Genomic DNA, 16,627 nt, shown 5'->3' on the forward strand with positions numbered 1-16,627 from the left:
GGCCTGAAATGAAAGTATTGGTAACCGGCGTAGCCGGACAGCTTGGACATGATGTGATGAATGAGCTTGCCAAACGCGGTCACGAGGGTATTGGCTCGGATCTGGCAGCAGAATACAGCGGTATTGCAGACGGCAGTGCCGTAACAAAGATGCCTTATGTATCGATGGATATCACCGATGCAGCGGCAGTAGAAACTGTTTTACAGGAGATAAAGCCGGATGCTGTAGTACACTGCGCGGCATGGACTGCAGTGGATCTGGCAGAGGATGACGATAAGGTGGACAAGGTTCGCAGCATCAATGCCGGCGGCACGAAGAATATCGCAGAGGTATGTAAGAAGCTGGACTGCAAGATGGTCTACCTTTCCACCGACTACGTATTTGACGGACAGGGTACTAAGCCCTGGGATCCGGACTGCAAAACCTACCAGCCTTTAAACGTTTACGGACAGACGAAGCTGGAAGGCGAGCTTGCAGTTTCGGAGACCCTGGACAAGTATTTTATCGTCCGGATTGCATGGGTATTCGGCATCAATGGCAAGAACTTCATCAAGACCATGTTAAATGTCGGCAAGACCCACGATACGCTGAAGGTTGTATCCGATCAGGTCGGCACACCGACCTACACCTATGATCTGGCACGCTTGCTGGTAGACATGATCGAAACCGACAAATATGGTTATTATCATGTGACCAACGAGGGCGGCTACATCAGCTGGTATGATTTTACAAAGGAAATTTTCCGACAGGCAGTGGAGCTGGGACATACAGAGTATTCCGAAGACCGACTGACGGTACTGCCGGTGACAACAGCAGAATATGGCCTGTCCAAAGCAAAACGCCCGTTCAATTCCAGACTGGATAAGAGCAAGATGGTGAAAAACGGCTTCACACCGCTTCCGACCTGGCAGGATGCGTTGCGGAGATATTTGAAAGAAATTGGGATGTAAGGTACAAGAAAGAGAAAAGATACAAGTAAGGTTTCCACAGGGAGGCTTTATTCATGACAATAGAATGCCCGCAGAGCGTGCATTCTATTGTTTGTATTATAACGGGAGAAGAGTTATGGAAGTGAAGAAAGACTGGCTGTCCGGTGTTTTAAAAGTTTTGCTGTGTTTCTCTTTTGTGTATCTCTGGGTCATGGCACTTGGGTATGTAAAGAAAAGTTATTGTGGAATTCCGGGGGCGGCAGTCTTTCTGATTGCGGCGTTACTCGATGGAATTTTGGTCTGGTGCGTATGGAAAAAGAAAAAATTGAAATCAGACAAAACGACAACCATAAAAACAGAAAATATCTGTCTGTTGTGTGCATCCCTTGTATTGCTGGCACTTCAGTTTGTCGTGATCTGGAACGCGGTTTTCAGGACGGCATGGGATCCGGGCGCAGTCTGGTATGGCGCTCATTTCGTGGAGATGGGGGATCAGGATGGCATCAACAGCATGGGATATTATTTTTCTGTGTATCCCAATAATCTGCTTTTGGTATGGATTTATTCTATAGTGTTGAAATTAAATGATGTAATAGGTACACCGATTTCAAATGGTACGATGCTGCTTGCATTATTTCAGTGTATTTTTGTGACAGGTGCAGGGGCTTGTCTTTATAAGACTGTGCGCCATTTTGTGGATCAGAAAATTGCCTGGATTGCATATGGATTTTATTTTATTCTGGGCGGGTTGTCGGCGTGGATTATGATTCCGTATTCAGATTCTACCGGTATTATTTTCCCGGTTTTTCTTTTCTGGCTTTATGTGAAATTAAAAGAGACAGAGTCTGCAAAGAAAAAATGTGTATTGCTGTTTCTTATGTTTTTCCTGTGTTACATCGGTTTTGAGATCAAGCCGATGGCGGCAATTGTGGTGATTGCGATCGTTGCAGTGGAAGGAATTCATTTTGCTGGCAGGCTGTTGAAAAAGCAGAGCGTCTGGAAAAAATCGTTGCTGGCATATTGTCTGGCAGCAGTGCTTGGCTTGGGAGCGGCAGCTGGGGGAGTTTCTGCAGTTGTTGGTTCCATGCATTTCCCGGTTGTTACGGATACCGTGCTTGGCTGGCAGCATCACATGATGCTGGGATTGAATAAAGATACAAACGGTGGCTACAGCCAGGCGGATTTTGATTATTCGACGAGCTTTTCCAGTGTAGAGGAGCAGCATGCGGCGGAATTAAAGGAAATCGGAAAACGATTAAAAGATTTCGGCGTAGGCGGATATCTGCAGCATTTTGTAAAAAAATCAGCGAGAAACTATTTTGACGGATGCTTCGGATGGGGAGGACTTGGCGAGACTTTCTATACAGAAATCTTCCCGGAAAGAGGAACAGTATTGTGTTCCCTGATCCGTTCGCTGTATTATGATAACACGGAAGATACGCTGTACCGGTATCAGGCGCTGTTTCGGCAGATTTTGTGGTATATGGTACTGGTTCTTGTCCCTTTTTCTGTATTTACGAAAAGACCCCTGGACAAAAAACGCCAGGTTGCAGTGCTGTCAGTGCTGGGGCTGATGCTTTATCTGCAGATTTTTGAGGCACATGCAAGATATCTGTATACATTTGTACCGATTTTTGTGTTCCTTGCGACAGAAGGAATCGACAATCTGAGAGAATATCTGAACCAGAAATCAGAGCGCAGGGTTAAAAAATGAGAAAATTCGATAAAATTATAATTGGTGCCGGATTGTATGGATGTTATGCTGCAAATCTGTGCGGGAAACGTAACGAAACGGTTCTCGTTCTGGAATATGACGAAGCACCGTTTCAGCGGGCAACATATATCAACCAGGCAAGGGTACATATGGGATATCATTATCCGAGAAGCCTTTCGACTGCAATGAAATCCGCAGGATATTTTCGGAGATTTGTAGAGGATTTTTCTTTTTGTATTCATGATAAATTTGATCAGATTTACGCGACTTCGGAAAAGTTTTCGTGGACGAATGCGGTGGAATTCGTAGAATTTTGTAAAGCTGCCGGGATCCGTTGCGAAGAAGTGTCTGCGGCCAAATATTTCAATCCGGGAATGTGTGATGGTGCCTTTCTGACAGAAGAATATACCTACGATGCGAAAATCCTCGGGGCGTATTATCAGGAACAGCTGGAAAAACAAAAAAATGTCGAAATTCAGTACTGTGCCAGAATTGACCGGATCACAAAGACAGAAAAATCATTTGTAATTCGTCTGGAAGATGGAACAGAATATGAAACTTCTTTTGTGTTAAACGCGTCCTATGCTTCCGTGAATCAGATCCTGCAAAAACTGGAGAATGTCGGGACAGAAAAGTTCAAAATAAAATATGAACTGTGTGAAATTATTCTCTGTAAACCGACAGAGAAGTTAAAACCGATCGGTCTGACTGTGATGGATGGTCCGTTTTTTTCAATCATGCCGTTTGGATGCACAGGACTGCATTCTCTGACCTCAGTTACGTTTACACCGCATGTCACTTCATACGAGGAATTGCCGACATTTTCCTGTCAAAAAGGATTGGAAAGCGGAGAAAATTCCTGCACGCCCGGGCATCTGGGAAATTGTTCTGAGTGCCCGCATAAACCGGAATCCGCCTGGATGTATATGTCGCAGCTGGCGAATAAATACATGAAAGCAGAGTACGGATATACCTATCAGCAGTCATTATATTCGATGAAGCCGATCCTGAAATCGTCAGAGGTGGATGATTCCAGGCCGACTGCAATCAAAGTGCTGAGTGAAAGACCGACGTTTATCAGTGTGTTGTCTGGAAAAATCAATACAGTATATGATCTGGATACATATTTATAGGGATGAAAAATGGAAAACAGGGTTAAACAGAAAAAATTTGTTTCATTGGTTTTATATTTACACAATACACAAAATGAGGTAGTACCTTTTTTTCAAAAGGTGTTGCCGGTGTTTCAGGACAATTTTACAAATTTTGAAATTGTATGTGTAAACGATGCCTGTACGGATGGTACCATTGGCGTCTTAAAAGAATATCTGGAAGAAAATCATTGTTCGGAAATGGTCAATATTATTCATATGAGCTTTTTTCACGGCCTGGAAAGCGCGATGAATGCAGGCAGGGATCTTGCGATCGGAGATTTTATCTATGAGTTCGACACGGCTTATGTGGATTATCCGTCGGAGCTGATTATGGAAGTTTATGATAAGCTTCTGGAAGGCAATGATATTGTATCGGCAGGGACAAGGGATCATGTCCGAATGACATCCGGGTTCTTTTATTTTTGCTACAATAAAACGAGCAGAGGAAGAGGAAAAATCGGACCGGAAACTTTTCGGATTGTTTCCAGGCGTGCAATCAACCGGATCAAATCCATCGGGCAGTATATTCCATATCGAAAAGCAGTTTATTCCAATTGCGGATTAAATACTGCCGTTATGAATTACCGTTCTCTGGAAAAAGGAAAGAGAAAAAACCAATATGTGGGAGAGAGATTTTCCCTGGCATTCGATTCTTTTATTTATTTCACAAATGCGATGGAAACGGTTTCAGCAGTAATATGCGGCATCTTTTTATTGTTGTCTGTCGGAATGGGAATTTTTGTTGCAAAGGACCTGATTTTTCATAATGCGGTGGTGGAAGGATGGATTTCTACCATGAGCTTTATGGCATTGGGATTTTTTGGCGTATTTGCCTTACTGACGATTATTTTGAAATATTTGTCTGTAATGCTGAATTTGATTTTTAAAAAACAGAGATATCTGATTATGGATATTGAAAAGGTGGTAAAAGGATGAAACAGGACGTATTGAGTATCAATTTGTTGTTTCCGGTATTGAATGAACGGCTGAGACTGGAAAACGGGATCGAACGTTCTATGGCTTATTTAAAAGAAAATGTAACGATACCATACCAGCTGACAATCCTGGATAATGGTTCGGAGGATGAAACACCAGAAATCGGCAAAGCCCTTGCAGCAAAATATCCGGAAGTAAGTTATGTCAGGGTAGGGGAACGCGGCGTTGGTGTTGCATTTCGAAAAGGAATTTCCATCAATACCTGTGACTTGGTCGGATACATGGATATTGATCTTTCCACAGATTTAAAATATCTCGGGAAAACGATCGAAATGTTTCAGAACGATCCGAATTTACAGTATGTAAACGGAAGCCGGTTCAGCAAAGAATCTGACACAAAGGGACGAAAATGGTATCGGAAGATCACGTCCATGGGACTTGTACTTTTGTTAAAAACACTGTTTCATATGAAAGCGACCGATGCGGTCTGCGGGTTCACTTTTCTGAGAAAAGAAGCGGCAGAGCAGCTTGTAAGGGAAAGCAGTCAGGATAACGGCTGGTTTTATACGATTGAATTTTTACTCCGCGCGGAACGGGATGGAATGAAAATTTATGATATGCCGGTCGAATGGCAGGAAGACTACAATACGACGGTAAAAGTGTGGAAAACGATCAAGAATTATCTGATTCAGATGTACCATCTGAAAAAGGCATTTCGTCAGGAAGATAAACTCAGAAAATAAACGATTGCGATACAAAACCGGAAGGATGGAGAGAGAACACTATGCTCAAAAGAATTGATTTAACGAGAGATTATCAGAAACATAAGGCAGAGTATCTGGAAGCCATTCAGAAAGTGTGTGAGGATACCGCATTTTCCGGTGGAAAGTATGCGGATGAATTCGATAAAGAATTTGCACAGCATTGTGGAGTTCCCTATGCGTCGGGCGTAAATAATGGAACCTCTGCGCTTCATTGTGCGATGGTTGCGCTGGGAATCGGAGAAGGGGACGAAGTGATCGTTCCTGCCAATACCTATATTGCGACTGCCTGGGGTGTGACTTATACGGGGGCGACTCCGGTATTTGTGGATTGTACTGCGGATACCTGGGAAATAGACCCGGATAAAATCGAAGAAAAGATCACAGAGAAGACGAAAGCAATTATTGGTGTACATTTATATGGACAACCGTTTGAATTTAACAAGGTAAAAGAAATAGCTGACAGACATCATCTGTATGTAGTGGAAGACTGTGCGCAGGGACATGACGCTTTATATGAGGGGAAAATGGTTGGAACGCTGGGAGATCTCGGATGCTTTAGCTTTTATCCTGGAAAAAACCTGTATGCGTTTGGAGAAGGCGGAAGTGTAACCGGCTATCGAAAAGAGTACTTCGATACGATCGAAATGATGAAAAATCAAGGTTGTACAGTGCGTTATTATCATGACATGATCGGATATAATTATCGACTGGAGGGCATCCAGGGAGCAGTGCTGAGTGTCAGCCTGAAATATCTGCCGGAATGGACTGCCCGCAGGCGGGAGATTGGATGGCGGTACACAAAGGAAATTACAAATCCGGCGATTACCCTGCAGCATCATCCGGAAAATACGAATCCGGTCTTCCATATGTTTGAGGTGGAGGTGGAGGATGACCCGGAACGTTTTCTGGCTTATATGGCAGAGAAGGGAATTGAGTGCAACCGGCATTACCCGGTGCCCTGCCATTTGCAGAATGCTTATAAGCATCTTGGTTACCAGGTTGGAGATTGTCCAAACGCGGAGTATCTGGCATCCCATTGCGCGACGTTGCCGCTGTTCCCGGAAATGACGGACGAGGAAGTTGAAATGGTAATCCGGGCTTGTAATGCGTATCAGACCACCTGAAACAGATTCTTATGACACCAGACCGTATAGTACCTGAAAACAGGGCAGGCAGGAACAGATTGTCCTCTTGCCTCAAAAGTGGTATACTTCTCGTATAACGGGGAATTCTGCATTTTGGAAGATTTTCCCGTATGGAAAACTAAAACACAAGGAGTGCCGGAGTTTTGGCAGTGACAGATAGAATGGAGTTAAAAACACAGAAAAAGGAAGCTGCATTGACAGTCAATGAGCTTTTATACCTGATTTTCTTCGGTGTGATGCTGTTTTCAAAGGGAATGGGCTGGTACGATGGGATGCGTCCGTATCAGCTCTGTCTGCTGATCGGAATGGGATGCCTTGGGCTGAAACTGATTCTGACAAAATATACGCCGTGGCAGCTTCTGGTCGCAGCGGTGTTCGGCGTGCTCGGCGTTCTGAGCTGGCGCTGCTCTGCGGAAAAGGGAATGCTGACCTGCGTAATGATGTTGATCGGTATGAAAGATGTGCGGATAAAAAAGGTCTTTCAGGTCGGGGCGGTTGTCTGGAGCAGCGTGTTCCTTTATCGGATTCTGGCGTTTCTGATCGGCTGGGACAAAGGCATTCTGCTGGTACATAAAAAGCTCGGAGCCTTTATCTTCCGGTGGAGTATGGGATATCCGCATCCGAATGTATTCCATATTTCCTATGTAATTTTGCTGGCATTTCTGTTTTATCTGTTGCAGCAAAAAGGCAAAAAGCTGTTTGGCTGGATTGTTGCCGCGCTTGTCGGAAACGTACTGATTTTTATCTATTCAGTCAGCTTTACCGGATTTTTGTTGACCGGAATTTATCTGATGCTGGTGCTGTATTTTGAACTGCGCAGTCAGTTTAAAAAGCCGGAAAAAGTGCTGATGCAGTGCGTGCTTCCGGCAGGACTGGCATTTTCCCTGCTGGCGCCGCTGATTCCGGAAGGAAATCAGTTTTATGAAGTGATGAATAAACTGATGAATACCAGACTGCGTCTTTCCAAATATTTTCTAACGCAGGAAAGGATTACACTGTTCGGACAGCAGTTCCAGCTGGCGGATAAAGATCTGAACATGGACAATTCTTATGTGTTTGCATTGATGACCTACGGGGCGGTTGTTTTTGTCCTGTTGATGATCGCCTATTTCTTTACCATCCGGAATCTGGTAAAGGAGAACCGGCGGAAAGAACTGGCGATTACGCTGGGATTTCTGATTGCCGGAATATCGGAGCCGTTTTTGTTCAATACTTCTTTTAAAAATGTTTCCCTGATTTTTGTGGGAAGTTATCTGCTAAACGAGGCAAACCCGATCCGGCGGCAGAACATCGCATGGATTGGAATCTGTACGCTGGGTGATCGGAGTCTTCCGAAAAATGCTCCGGCAGAGAAACTTGCAGAAAATTTTTTGCTGGGGTTGAAAAGGATAGGGGCTGCAGCAGGAGAAAAGAAATATTTGATTGCTGCGTTGACCTGCGCTTGTGTCGTGATCGGAGGCACTGCTTTTGGACTGACGGCACAGATGCCCAAAGAGTATCTTGTGCCCAAGTCGATCTGTGATTATTCGCTGCAGGAAGTCTATTACCTGGACGAGGAAGCAGCTGCAAAAGAGCGGGCAAACGGCTCGGAAGTATTGTATTATATGGGAGAAGAGACACCGATGTTTCGGTTCTCTGGAGTTACTGTAACAGTGGAATGGATGAGGGGTATGATCGGAGCAGCAATCCTGACCGGAGCAGCCGGAACACTGCTTGGAACAGGTATTGCGGAAATTTTAGAAAAAGGGCGGAAAAAGAGCGGACAGTATGAATGAAAAACTGAAATTCTGTAAATTGTTGGGAACAAACATCAATGTCATTACGATGAATGAGACAGTTGATTATATGGATCAGCACCTGGATGAGCTGCGTGGAAAATATATCTGTGTTTCCAATGTGCATACGACGGTCATGGCATTTCGTGATGCAGAATACCGGAAAGTGCAAAACGGCAGTGCAATGAATCTTCCGGATGGGAAACCCCTGTCTATTGTATGTCGGATGCGCGGACATCAGGAGGCGGGACGTGTTCCTGGACCGGATTTGATGCCGAGAATTTTCGAGCTTTCCGAGAAAAAGGGATACCGGCACTATTTTTATGGCAGTACGGAAAATACACTGCATGCGCTGGAACAGAGACTGCGTGAAAAGTATCCGAAGCTGAACATTGTCGGGATGTATTCCCCACCGTTTCGACCGCTGACAGAAGAAGAGGACGAGGCGGTTGTAAAACAGATCAATGATACAAAACCGGATTTTATCTGGATTGGATTGGGAGCTCCAAAACAGGAAAAATGGATGGCTGCACATGCCGGAATGCTGCATGGCGTCATGCTGGGCGTAGGGGCAGGCTTTGATTTCCATGCGGGAACGGTAAGACGTGCGCCGGGCTGGATGCAGGAGCTTTGTCTGGAATGGCTGTTTCGGCTGATGCAGGATCCGAAACGCCTGATTCCACGATATATGGATACAAATTTTTCGTTTATTCATTATGTCTGGAAAGAAAACAAGCTTTTAAAAAAGAAAAATCAGGAGCTGGTGCATACACCTTCAAGACCGAAGACAGGAATGAAGATCGCAATGATCGGACATAAGCGCATTCCGTCGAGAGAAGGTGGTGTGGAGATCGTCGTGGAAGAGCTGTCTACACGAATGGTTCGTTCCGGAAACCGGGTGGATGCGTATAATCGTTCCGGTTACCATGTATCCGGCAAAGAATTTGATGAAAAACATGGAAAATATTTTCAGGGAATCCGGATTTTTACGATTCCAACGTTTTCCAGCAGCAAGTTAAATGCGATTGTATATTCTTTTCTGGCAACAATCCGGTCATTGTTCGGGCATTATGATATTGTGCATTTCCATGCGGAAGGACCGTGTATTATGCTTTGGCTGACCAAACTGTTTGGAATCCCGACAGTGGCGACGATTCATGGACTGGACTGGCAGCGTTCCAAATGGGGAAATTTTGCATCTCATATGCTGAAGCTGGGGGAAAAGACCGCCGCACTCCATGCGGATGAAGTGATCGTATTGTCGCACAATATGCAGGATTATTTTCAGGAGACATACGGCAGAAAAACCCGTTTTATTCCAAATGGAATCAACAGACCGATTTTAAAGGGCGATTCCGAAATTAAGGCAAAGTATGGTCTGGAAAAAGACGGATATATCCTGTTCCTGGCAAGAATTGTACCGGAAAAGGGACTGCATTATCTGCTGCATGCGTTTGAACAAATCGAGACGGATAAAAAACTGGTGATTGCGGGCGGCAGCAGCCATTCTCAGGAATACGTACAGGAAATGGTCGATCTGGCGGCAAAAGACAGCCGTGTGATTATGACCGGATTTGTACAGGGGGAAGTGTTGGAAGAGCTGTACTCTAACGCGTATTGTTTTGTACTGCCCAGTGATATTGAAGGGATGGCGCTTGGACTGCTGGAAGCGATGAGCTATGGAAACTGCTGTATTGCAAGCAATATTCCGGAAAATACAGAGGTGGCGGAAGATCATGCCCTGTATTTTGAAAAGGGAAATGAAAGAGATTTGCAGAAACGTTTGGAGGAAGTGCTGGCGCATCCGGAACAGACGCAGAAAGCACATCAGGAAAATGCAGACTTTATCTGTGGAAAATATAACTGGGATCGGGTGACGGAGCAGACACTGCATCTTTATCAGCATGTGCTCAAGGCACGGGAGAATCAGAAATGAAAGTATTGATTGTCAATAAATTTCTGCATCCGAACGGCGGATCGGAAACCTATATTTTTGAAGTCGGGAAACAGCTTCAGAAGATGGGGCATCAGGTAGAATATTTTGGAATGGAGCATGAAGGCCGGGTCGTTTCGAACCGGCTTGATTGCTATACAGGGAATATGGATTTTCATACCGGAAAACTTCAAAAATTACGGTATCCGTTCCAGATTCTCTATTCGACAGAGGCTGCAAAAAAGATCCGGAAAGTGCTGGACGACCTTCAGCCGGACGTGGTTCATGTCAATAATTTCAATTTCCAGCTGACACCATCCATTCTCTATGCGATCCGTAAATATGAGAAACAGACCGGCAGAACGGTTCGGATCGTATACACGGCGCATGATTCTCAGCTCGTCTGTCCAAACCATCTGATGCAAAGACCGTCCGGCAAGCTGTGCCAGGAATGCCTGGGACAGAAGCAGTGGAACTGCACGAAACACAAGTGTATCCACAATTCCCGCGTGAAGAGCCTCTTGGGAAGCGTGGAAGCGAAGATCTATCAGCATAACCATGCGTATCGGATGTTCGATACGGTGATCTGCCCGAGCCATTTCCTGGAAGAAGTTTTGAAGACGAATCCGGATCTGGACGGAAAGACGGTGACGATGCATAACTTTTTGCCAGAGCAGGAGTTATATCCGGTCAAAAAGGAAGATTATGTTTTGTATTTTGGCAGATTTTCAGAAGAAAAAGGTATTAAAACGTTACTGAAAGCCTGTGAAAAATTAAACGATATTCCTTTTGTGTTTGCAGGAAAAGGACCGTTGGAAAATGAAGTAAATCAGTTGAAAAATGTGAAGAATATCGGTTTCACGAAGGGAAAGAAGCTTTACCAGACAATTGCAGCGGCGAAGTTTGTTGTCTTCCCGTCAGAGTGGTATGAAAACTGTCCATTTAGTGTAATTGAAGCACAATATTATGGAACGCCTGTTATTGCGTCCAGAATTGGCGGAACGGTTGAACTGATTAAAGAAGGAATGACCGGTGAATTTTTTGAACCGGGGAATCAAAAAGAGCTGGAAGAGAAGATCAGAAATCTTTGGGGAGATTCGGAGCGGCTTGAAGAGTATACCAGAAATTGTAAGGAAACAGATTTTCTGAATCTGGATGAATATTGTGAAAAGCTGCTGCAGATTTATGGCGGTTTAAAAGCCTGAGCAGAACACATTGAGCAGCAATACTTCTACAGTATATGCTTGAAAATGAGGTGCAGTGTGAAAATTTTGATGCTGGTCAACTGGAAAGTTGCCTATGAAAATCAAATACCGGAAGGAAAACAGCCGCCGGACTATGTCGTACCGGGACAGAAATACTGGTTTTTTCGGTATCTGTCGGATGATATTTCCGTAGATGTTGTGGATATCCGTTCATTTCCATGGCTGGAACGCTTTGAAAAAGAAAAAATCCGGTTTTATATCTGGCAGACGCTGAAGGTATTGCCGAAATTAAATCAGTATGACCTGGTTTTGTCCCATGGAATGCAGAGTGGGATTGTATTGTGCCTGTGGCGCAGACTGTTCGGACATGGAAAATATAAGCATATCGTGTTTGACATCGGTGGCTTTAACAGCGCGGAGGAAGAAGGAAAAGCGCTGAAGCTGATGCAGTTTGCAAGCAAGTCTCTGGACGGCGTGATTTATCATACAAAGAGCCAGATTACCTATTACGAAAAGTGCCACCCGTGGCTGCTTTCCAAAAGCAGATATATTGCGTTTGGGACGGATGCAGAATATTTTCAGCCGACCGGAACACCGATAGAGAAAGAAAATCCGTATATTTTATGTGTCGGTTATAATAAACGGGATTGGGATACGCTGCTGCAGGCATACGAAAAACTGAGAAATCTGCAAAAAGGGCGAAATCAGGATGGACTTGCTGATTTCCCGAAGTTAAAACTGATTGGGAAAGAAAAGCTGGATCGGAAATATGACGGTGTTGAGACCGTCGGATTTATTCCGGTTACGCAGCTGATAAAAGAAATTGAAAAAGCGACCTTTTGTGTGCTTCCACTGCAGTCTTTTAACTATTCATTCGGGCAGATGACACTGCTGCAGCAGATGCTTTTAAAAAAAGCGATGATTGCGGCAAATGTCCCCAGCCTGAGAGATTATGTGACAGACGGACAGGATTGCCTGCTCTATGAGCCGGAAAATGCAGAAGAACTTGCAGAACAGATGGAGCGCCTGATAAAAAATCCGAAGCTTGCCGAAAAACTCGGAGAGAACGCCATGAATTCTGTTCGGGAGAAATGGAATGAAAAGAGAATGGCGCAGGACATCTGGGAGTTTTGCAGGGAGATTGTGGGATAGAAATTTATGAGAATGGCAAGAAAGTGCCTGCAGGATATGTCATGTAATACGGTAGAACCCTCTGATGATGAAGAAAAAAGATCTGTTTAACCTGACAAATAGAGTTCCGTTTGATGACAGAGTAAATCATCAGGCAGAGGCGGATTGGGTGTATAATTATCCATATGCTGCAGTGGAAGAGGCATTGGCAAATGCAGTTTACCATCGTGCATATGATATCAGAGAACCGATAGAAGTACGGGTTGAAAAGGAAATGATTGAAATTGTAAGTTTTCCGGGACCGGATCGTTCGGTTACACAGGAAGGTTTAAAACGATACAGGGTATCAAACCGCAGATATAGAAATCGGCGCATTGGTGATATTCTTAAGGAGTTACATTTAACAGAAGGCAGAAATACCGGATTTGGCAAGATTCTTAGAGCTCTTGAAGAGAATGGTTCACCGAAACCGGAATTTGAGACAGATGATGATCACAGCTACTTTATTTCGCGTTTGTTTGTGCAGGAGGCGTTTTTAAAAGAGGAAAACACACAAGCAGGAACCGAAAAGGAGCCAAAAAGGAGCCAAAAAAAGGAGCCGAAAAAAAGCTGGATGTATTACGGCGAATGGAAGAAAATCCGATGATAACTCAGGTTAAGCTTATGGAAGAATTTAATCTTACAAGAAAACAGGTTCAGAAACTGATAAAAGATTTACGGGAAGATGGATTGATAGAAAGACAGGGATCCAATAGAAGTGGAAAGTGGGTTGTAAAGAAATGATGGAATCTGCTATTTCGAAGCCTCTTGTAAGCATAATCGTACCGGTTTACAACGTGGAGCACTATATAAAACGCTGCGTGGATTCCCTGCGGGGACAGACGCTGCAGAATATTGAGATCATTCTTGTAGATGATGGATCGAAAGACAACAGTGGGAGCTTGTGTGATGAACTTGCACAGCAGAATCCGAGAATCCATGTGATCCATAAACAAAATGCGGGACAGGGTCTGGCGAGAAATGATGGGCTGAATATTGCGAAAGGACGTTATGTCCTGTTTATCGACTCGGATGATTTTATTGAACCGGACACCTGTGAAAAGCTGTCAGACCGGATGGAACAGGAGGGAGCAGATCTGTGCAGCTTCGGCTATCAGATCGAGACGCCGCAGGGAGAGCTGTTTTACCGGGCGCAGTTAAAAGAACAGTGCTACGAAAACGAAGCGATCCGAAAGCGCTTTGTGCTTCATTTTTTTGGAGACTCGGCAGATGATGAGGAAATGCGGGGTGTTTCCGCATGTATGACGATGTTTCGTAGAAGTGTGATTGAAACAGGAAAAATCCGCTTCCGTTCGGAGCGGGAATATTTCAGCGAAGATACGATTTTTAATTTGGATTTCTGCCTGCTTGCAAAAAAGGCAGTGATCGATCCGGGCTGCTATTATCATTATTGCCAGAATGAGGCATCGTTTTCCCATGCATACCGCCCGGATCGGTTTCACCTGACAGAAGTGCTGGCAAATGTTTTAAAAGAATATGCAGGACGTTACGGTATAGAAAAAGAGACACAGGAACGAATCCGAAGGATGGTATGGGTCAGCCTGATGGAATGCGTGAAGCAGGAAGTAAGACGAATCGGAGAGGTTCCGCGCAAAACGGTAAAAAAACAGATAGAAACCTATTGTAGCAGCGAGCTTGTAAAAGATGCGGTAAATGGACTGGATGCAGGAAAATTTGGCACAGCGCAAAAGATTTTTTTGTGGGCAGTAAAGGGACAGCATACAGAAGCGGTTATCTTGCTCGCGTGGTTGCGAAATCGGAAAGGATTATAGGGAAAAGTGATGAAAAGAGGAAAAGTACTGGTCAGTGTGGTGATGTCGGTTTATAATGATGAACAGTATCTGAAAGAATCGCTGGACAGTATTTTTGCTCAGACGATATCGGATTTTGAACTGATTATTGTGGACGACTGTTCGACAGACCGGACAGTTGAAATCATAGAAAATTATCATGATGACAGAATCCGTTTGATTCGAAACACAGAGAACAGAGGCCTGACCAGAAACTTAAATACAGCGCTCGAATATGTGCAGGGCACTTATATCGCCCGGATGGACGGCGACGATAAGAGCAGACCGGAACGGTTTGAAAAACAGATCGCATATCTGGAACAACATCCGGATCTGATGTTGATCAGCTGCAGGACTCATATGTTTGGCGAAGAAGATCTGATCTCGCAGATTCAGGGAACACCGAAGCAACTGCAGGCGATGATGTTGATTCGACCTGTATTGGCGCATCCAGGCTTTATGATGCGCAGGGAGCTGATTGTACAGGAAGGCTTCCGATATGATGAATCTTATCGTTCCGCCCAGGATTATAACTTTGCGGCGAGAGTTGCAAAAAAATTCGGAATCGGAGTGACGCCGGACATCCTTCTGGACTACCGGGTTCATAAAAAACAGGTTTCCAGTAAAAAAAGCGGCGAACAGACGAATAATGCAGCCAGAGTACGCAGCATGCAGCTGGAATGGCTGGACATTTCACTGGATGAAAAGCAAAGAGATGTGCTGGAAACCTGGGCAAAAGAAATCAAAAACGCTGCCCTGGAGGATTATCGACAGGCAGCGAAGCTGATTCCGCTGTTTCTTGAGCAGAATCAAAAAACAAAGATTTATGCACAGAAAGAGCTGGAAGAGGAACTGAAGAAGCTTTTATACCAGTGGATGATCCGGAGTAAGTCGGTGAAAGCGATCGCACAGACATTCGGAATCTGCGGCTTTTCTCTGAAAAACTGCAGACTGATTGTATCGAAGCTGGCTGAGACACTGCGATATAAAGTGAGCAGGGAGTATTAAATGAAAAAAGATACCCTGATATAATTGGGAATTTGTATAAATAAAGATTGTGACCTGATGTTTTGATTTCTTATTAAAATTAAAAATAAGTGGTTGGGGATGAAATATATGGATATAAAAAAATATATAAAAAATATCTATAATGGATTTTATGAAATATTTATAGAAGGAAATGATAAAAAGCATTTGCAAAAATTTATAGATGAAAAACAGTGGGAAAAAGAAAATACTATATATTATGTGATCAGTTGTGAAAAATTGCCTTTCTTGGGGTTGTTCGGATATGTTGAAATTATATTGGCAATGGCAAAATATGCACTGGAAAGAGATATGGTGCCGGTTGTTGATTTTAAAAATTATCCGAATTCTTATCTGGAGTCAAATGAAATAGGGAAAATCAATGCTTGGGAACTGTTCTTTCAACAGTTTACGAAGAAGACACTCGATGAAATATATGAAAACTGTAAGTATATAGTTGGAAATCATATGGATATCGATTGGAGTAATTTGCCGAATATTCGTGGCGTAAAAAGAAGAGATATTGGAACCTACTGGAAGGTTATGTATCAGAATTATATCAAGTTTTCGAAAGAAGCAGAGAAATATTGTCAGAAAGAGTATGATGCGTTACTGAAAGGAAAAGAAGCTGAGACATTAGGAGTTCTGGTAAGAGGAACAGATATTAAACTTTTTAAAGGCCATGCATTACAGCCTTCTCTTGAGCAGGTAGAAGAAAAAATTAGAAAAATACTGAAAAAAGATCATCGATTTAAATATCTGTATCTGGCCACAGAAGAAAAAAAGAGTGAAGATTATTTAAAAGAAAAATTTCCGGGGATGGTGATTACAAATAAAAGGACTTATTATGACACTCTGGACTATCAGAAGGGATTATCTTATGTTGACCTTGATGGAATAAAAACAAAATATGACAGAGGAATGGAATATTTGTCTTCTATGAATTTGTTATCGAAGTGCGGAGGATTGACAGCAGGACAGTGCGGTGGAAGTTTTGCTGCGTTCTATATGAATGGCGGAAAATACAGATGTACATATTTTTGGGACATAGGTGTCGTTGAGTAA

Annotated in this window: 15 protein-coding genes; all 15 read left to right on the forward strand. The window is 43.7% G+C overall.

All coding sequences use genetic code 11. The annotated features are described in order from the left end of the window. Nucleotides 1-8 precede the first annotated feature (8 nt). The 15 genes from rfbD (at nt 9) to ACLTOQ_RS04465 (ending at nt 16,627) form a co-directional block, all read left to right on the forward strand. Complete coding sequence (rfbD, locus tag ACLTOQ_RS04395) at nt 9-950, forward strand: dTDP-4-dehydrorhamnose reductase (RefSeq protein WP_412318842.1); 942 nt, start codon at nt 9-11, stop codon at nt 948-950. A 115-nt stretch (nt 951-1,065) separates the two neighbouring features. Then, entirely contained in the window at nt 1,066-2,643 is a 1,578-nt protein-coding gene (locus tag ACLTOQ_RS04400; protein WP_412318843.1) for a hypothetical protein, read from the forward strand. Continuing rightward, nucleotides 2,640-3,776: an FAD-dependent oxidoreductase gene (locus ACLTOQ_RS04405; RefSeq protein ID WP_412318845.1), complete on the forward strand. Its 1,137-nt coding sequence runs from the start codon at nt 2,640-2,642 to the stop codon at nt 3,774-3,776. Before ACLTOQ_RS04400 ends, ACLTOQ_RS04405 begins: the two co-directional genes overlap by 4 nt. 9 nt (nt 3,777-3,785) lie before the next feature. Further along, complete coding sequence (locus ACLTOQ_RS04410) at nt 3,786-4,733, forward strand: glycosyltransferase (protein WP_412318846.1); 948 nt, start codon at nt 3,786-3,788, stop codon at nt 4,731-4,733. After that, a complete protein-coding gene (locus ACLTOQ_RS04415) occupies nt 4,730-5,476 on the forward strand; it encodes a glycosyltransferase (RefSeq protein WP_412270997.1) in 747 nt (248 codons plus the stop codon). The genes ACLTOQ_RS04410 and ACLTOQ_RS04415 overlap by 4 nt, the downstream gene beginning before the upstream one ends. A 41-nt stretch (nt 5,477-5,517) precedes the next feature. Next, the gene (locus ACLTOQ_RS04420; protein WP_412318847.1) at nt 5,518-6,621 is read left to right on the forward strand and encodes a DegT/DnrJ/EryC1/StrS family aminotransferase; all 1,104 of its coding nucleotides are present in this window, start codon (nt 5,518-5,520) and stop codon (nt 6,619-6,621) included. Nucleotides 6,622-6,785: 164 nt separating this feature from the next. Continuing rightward, complete coding sequence (locus ACLTOQ_RS04425; RefSeq protein WP_412318848.1) at nt 6,786-8,417, forward strand: hypothetical protein; 1,632 nt, start codon at nt 6,786-6,788, stop codon at nt 8,415-8,417. Beyond that, nucleotides 8,410-10,353 (forward strand): WecB/TagA/CpsF family glycosyltransferase, encoded by a 1,944-nt coding sequence (locus ACLTOQ_RS04430; protein ID WP_412318849.1) that lies wholly within the window; start codon nt 8,410-8,412, stop codon nt 10,351-10,353. Before ACLTOQ_RS04425 ends, ACLTOQ_RS04430 begins: the two co-directional genes overlap by 8 nt. Continuing rightward, nucleotides 10,350-11,555, forward strand: a complete 1,206-nt coding sequence (locus ACLTOQ_RS04435; protein WP_412318850.1) for a glycosyltransferase — start codon at nt 10,350-10,352, stop codon at nt 11,553-11,555. The genes ACLTOQ_RS04430 and ACLTOQ_RS04435 overlap by 4 nt, the downstream gene beginning before the upstream one ends. Nucleotides 11,556-11,612: 57 nt before the next feature. Next, on the forward strand, nt 11,613-12,707 hold the full coding sequence (locus tag ACLTOQ_RS04440) for a glycosyltransferase family 4 protein (protein WP_412318851.1): 1,095 nt from the start codon (nt 11,613-11,615) through the stop codon (nt 12,705-12,707). 184 nt (nt 12,708-12,891) lie between these two features. Continuing rightward, nucleotides 12,892-13,332, forward strand: coding sequence for an ATP-binding protein (locus ACLTOQ_RS04445; protein ID WP_412318852.1), 441 nt, complete (start codon nt 12,892-12,894; stop codon nt 13,330-13,332). Continuing rightward, nucleotides 13,314-13,469, forward strand: coding sequence for a MarR family transcriptional regulator (locus ACLTOQ_RS04450; RefSeq protein WP_412318853.1), 156 nt, complete (start codon nt 13,314-13,316; stop codon nt 13,467-13,469). Before ACLTOQ_RS04445 ends, ACLTOQ_RS04450 begins: the two co-directional genes overlap by 19 nt. After that, nucleotides 13,451-14,518 (forward strand): glycosyltransferase family 2 protein, encoded by a 1,068-nt coding sequence (locus ACLTOQ_RS04455; protein WP_412318854.1) that lies wholly within the window; start codon nt 13,451-13,453, stop codon nt 14,516-14,518. The genes ACLTOQ_RS04450 and ACLTOQ_RS04455 overlap by 19 nt, the downstream gene beginning before the upstream one ends. A gap of 9 nt (nt 14,519-14,527) precedes the next feature. Next, nucleotides 14,528-15,544 carry a glycosyltransferase family 2 protein gene (locus tag ACLTOQ_RS04460; protein ID WP_412318855.1) on the forward strand — a complete coding sequence of 339 codons (1,017 nt, stop codon included), beginning with the start codon at nt 14,528-14,530 and terminating at the stop codon, nt 15,542-15,544. Between the two features lie 108 nt (nt 15,545-15,652). Next, on the forward strand, nt 15,653-16,627 hold the full coding sequence (locus ACLTOQ_RS04465; RefSeq protein WP_412318857.1) for a hypothetical protein: 975 nt from the start codon (nt 15,653-15,655) through the stop codon (nt 16,625-16,627).

Source organism: Gallintestinimicrobium sp., assembly GCF_046968865.1.
GTDB classification, from domain to species: Bacteria; Bacillota; Clostridia; order Lachnospirales; family Lachnospiraceae; genus Gallintestinimicrobium; species Gallintestinimicrobium propionicum.

Excerpts from the sequence above, each read along its gene's own strand:
- rfbD (WP_412318842.1), top strand. The coding sequence starts at position 9 with ATGAAAGTATTGGTAACCGGCGTAGCCGGACAGCTTGGACATGATGTG.
- ACLTOQ_RS04400 (WP_412318843.1), top strand. The coding sequence starts at position 1,066 with ATGGAAGTGAAGAAAGACTGGCTGTCCGGTGTTTTAAAAGTTTTGCTG.
- ACLTOQ_RS04405 (WP_412318845.1), top strand. The coding sequence starts at position 2,640 with ATGAGAAAATTCGATAAAATTATAATTGGTGCCGGATTGTATGGATGT.
- ACLTOQ_RS04410 (WP_412318846.1), top strand. The coding sequence starts at position 3,786 with ATGGAAAACAGGGTTAAACAGAAAAAATTTGTTTCATTGGTTTTATAT.
- ACLTOQ_RS04415 (WP_412270997.1), top strand. The coding sequence starts at position 4,730 with ATGAAACAGGACGTATTGAGTATCAATTTGTTGTTTCCGGTATTGAAT.
- ACLTOQ_RS04420 (WP_412318847.1), top strand. The coding sequence starts at position 5,518 with ATGCTCAAAAGAATTGATTTAACGAGAGATTATCAGAAACATAAGGCA.
- ACLTOQ_RS04430 (WP_412318849.1), top strand. The coding sequence starts at position 8,410 with ATGAATGAAAAACTGAAATTCTGTAAATTGTTGGGAACAAACATCAAT.
- ACLTOQ_RS04435 (WP_412318850.1), top strand. The coding sequence starts at position 10,350 with ATGAAAGTATTGATTGTCAATAAATTTCTGCATCCGAACGGCGGATCG.
- ACLTOQ_RS04450 (WP_412318853.1), top strand. The coding sequence starts at position 13,314 with ATGGAAGAAAATCCGATGATAACTCAGGTTAAGCTTATGGAAGAATTT.
- ACLTOQ_RS04460 (WP_412318855.1), top strand. The coding sequence starts at position 14,528 with ATGAAAAGAGGAAAAGTACTGGTCAGTGTGGTGATGTCGGTTTATAAT.
- ACLTOQ_RS04465 (WP_412318857.1), top strand. The coding sequence starts at position 15,653 with ATGGATATAAAAAAATATATAAAAAATATCTATAATGGATTTTATGAA.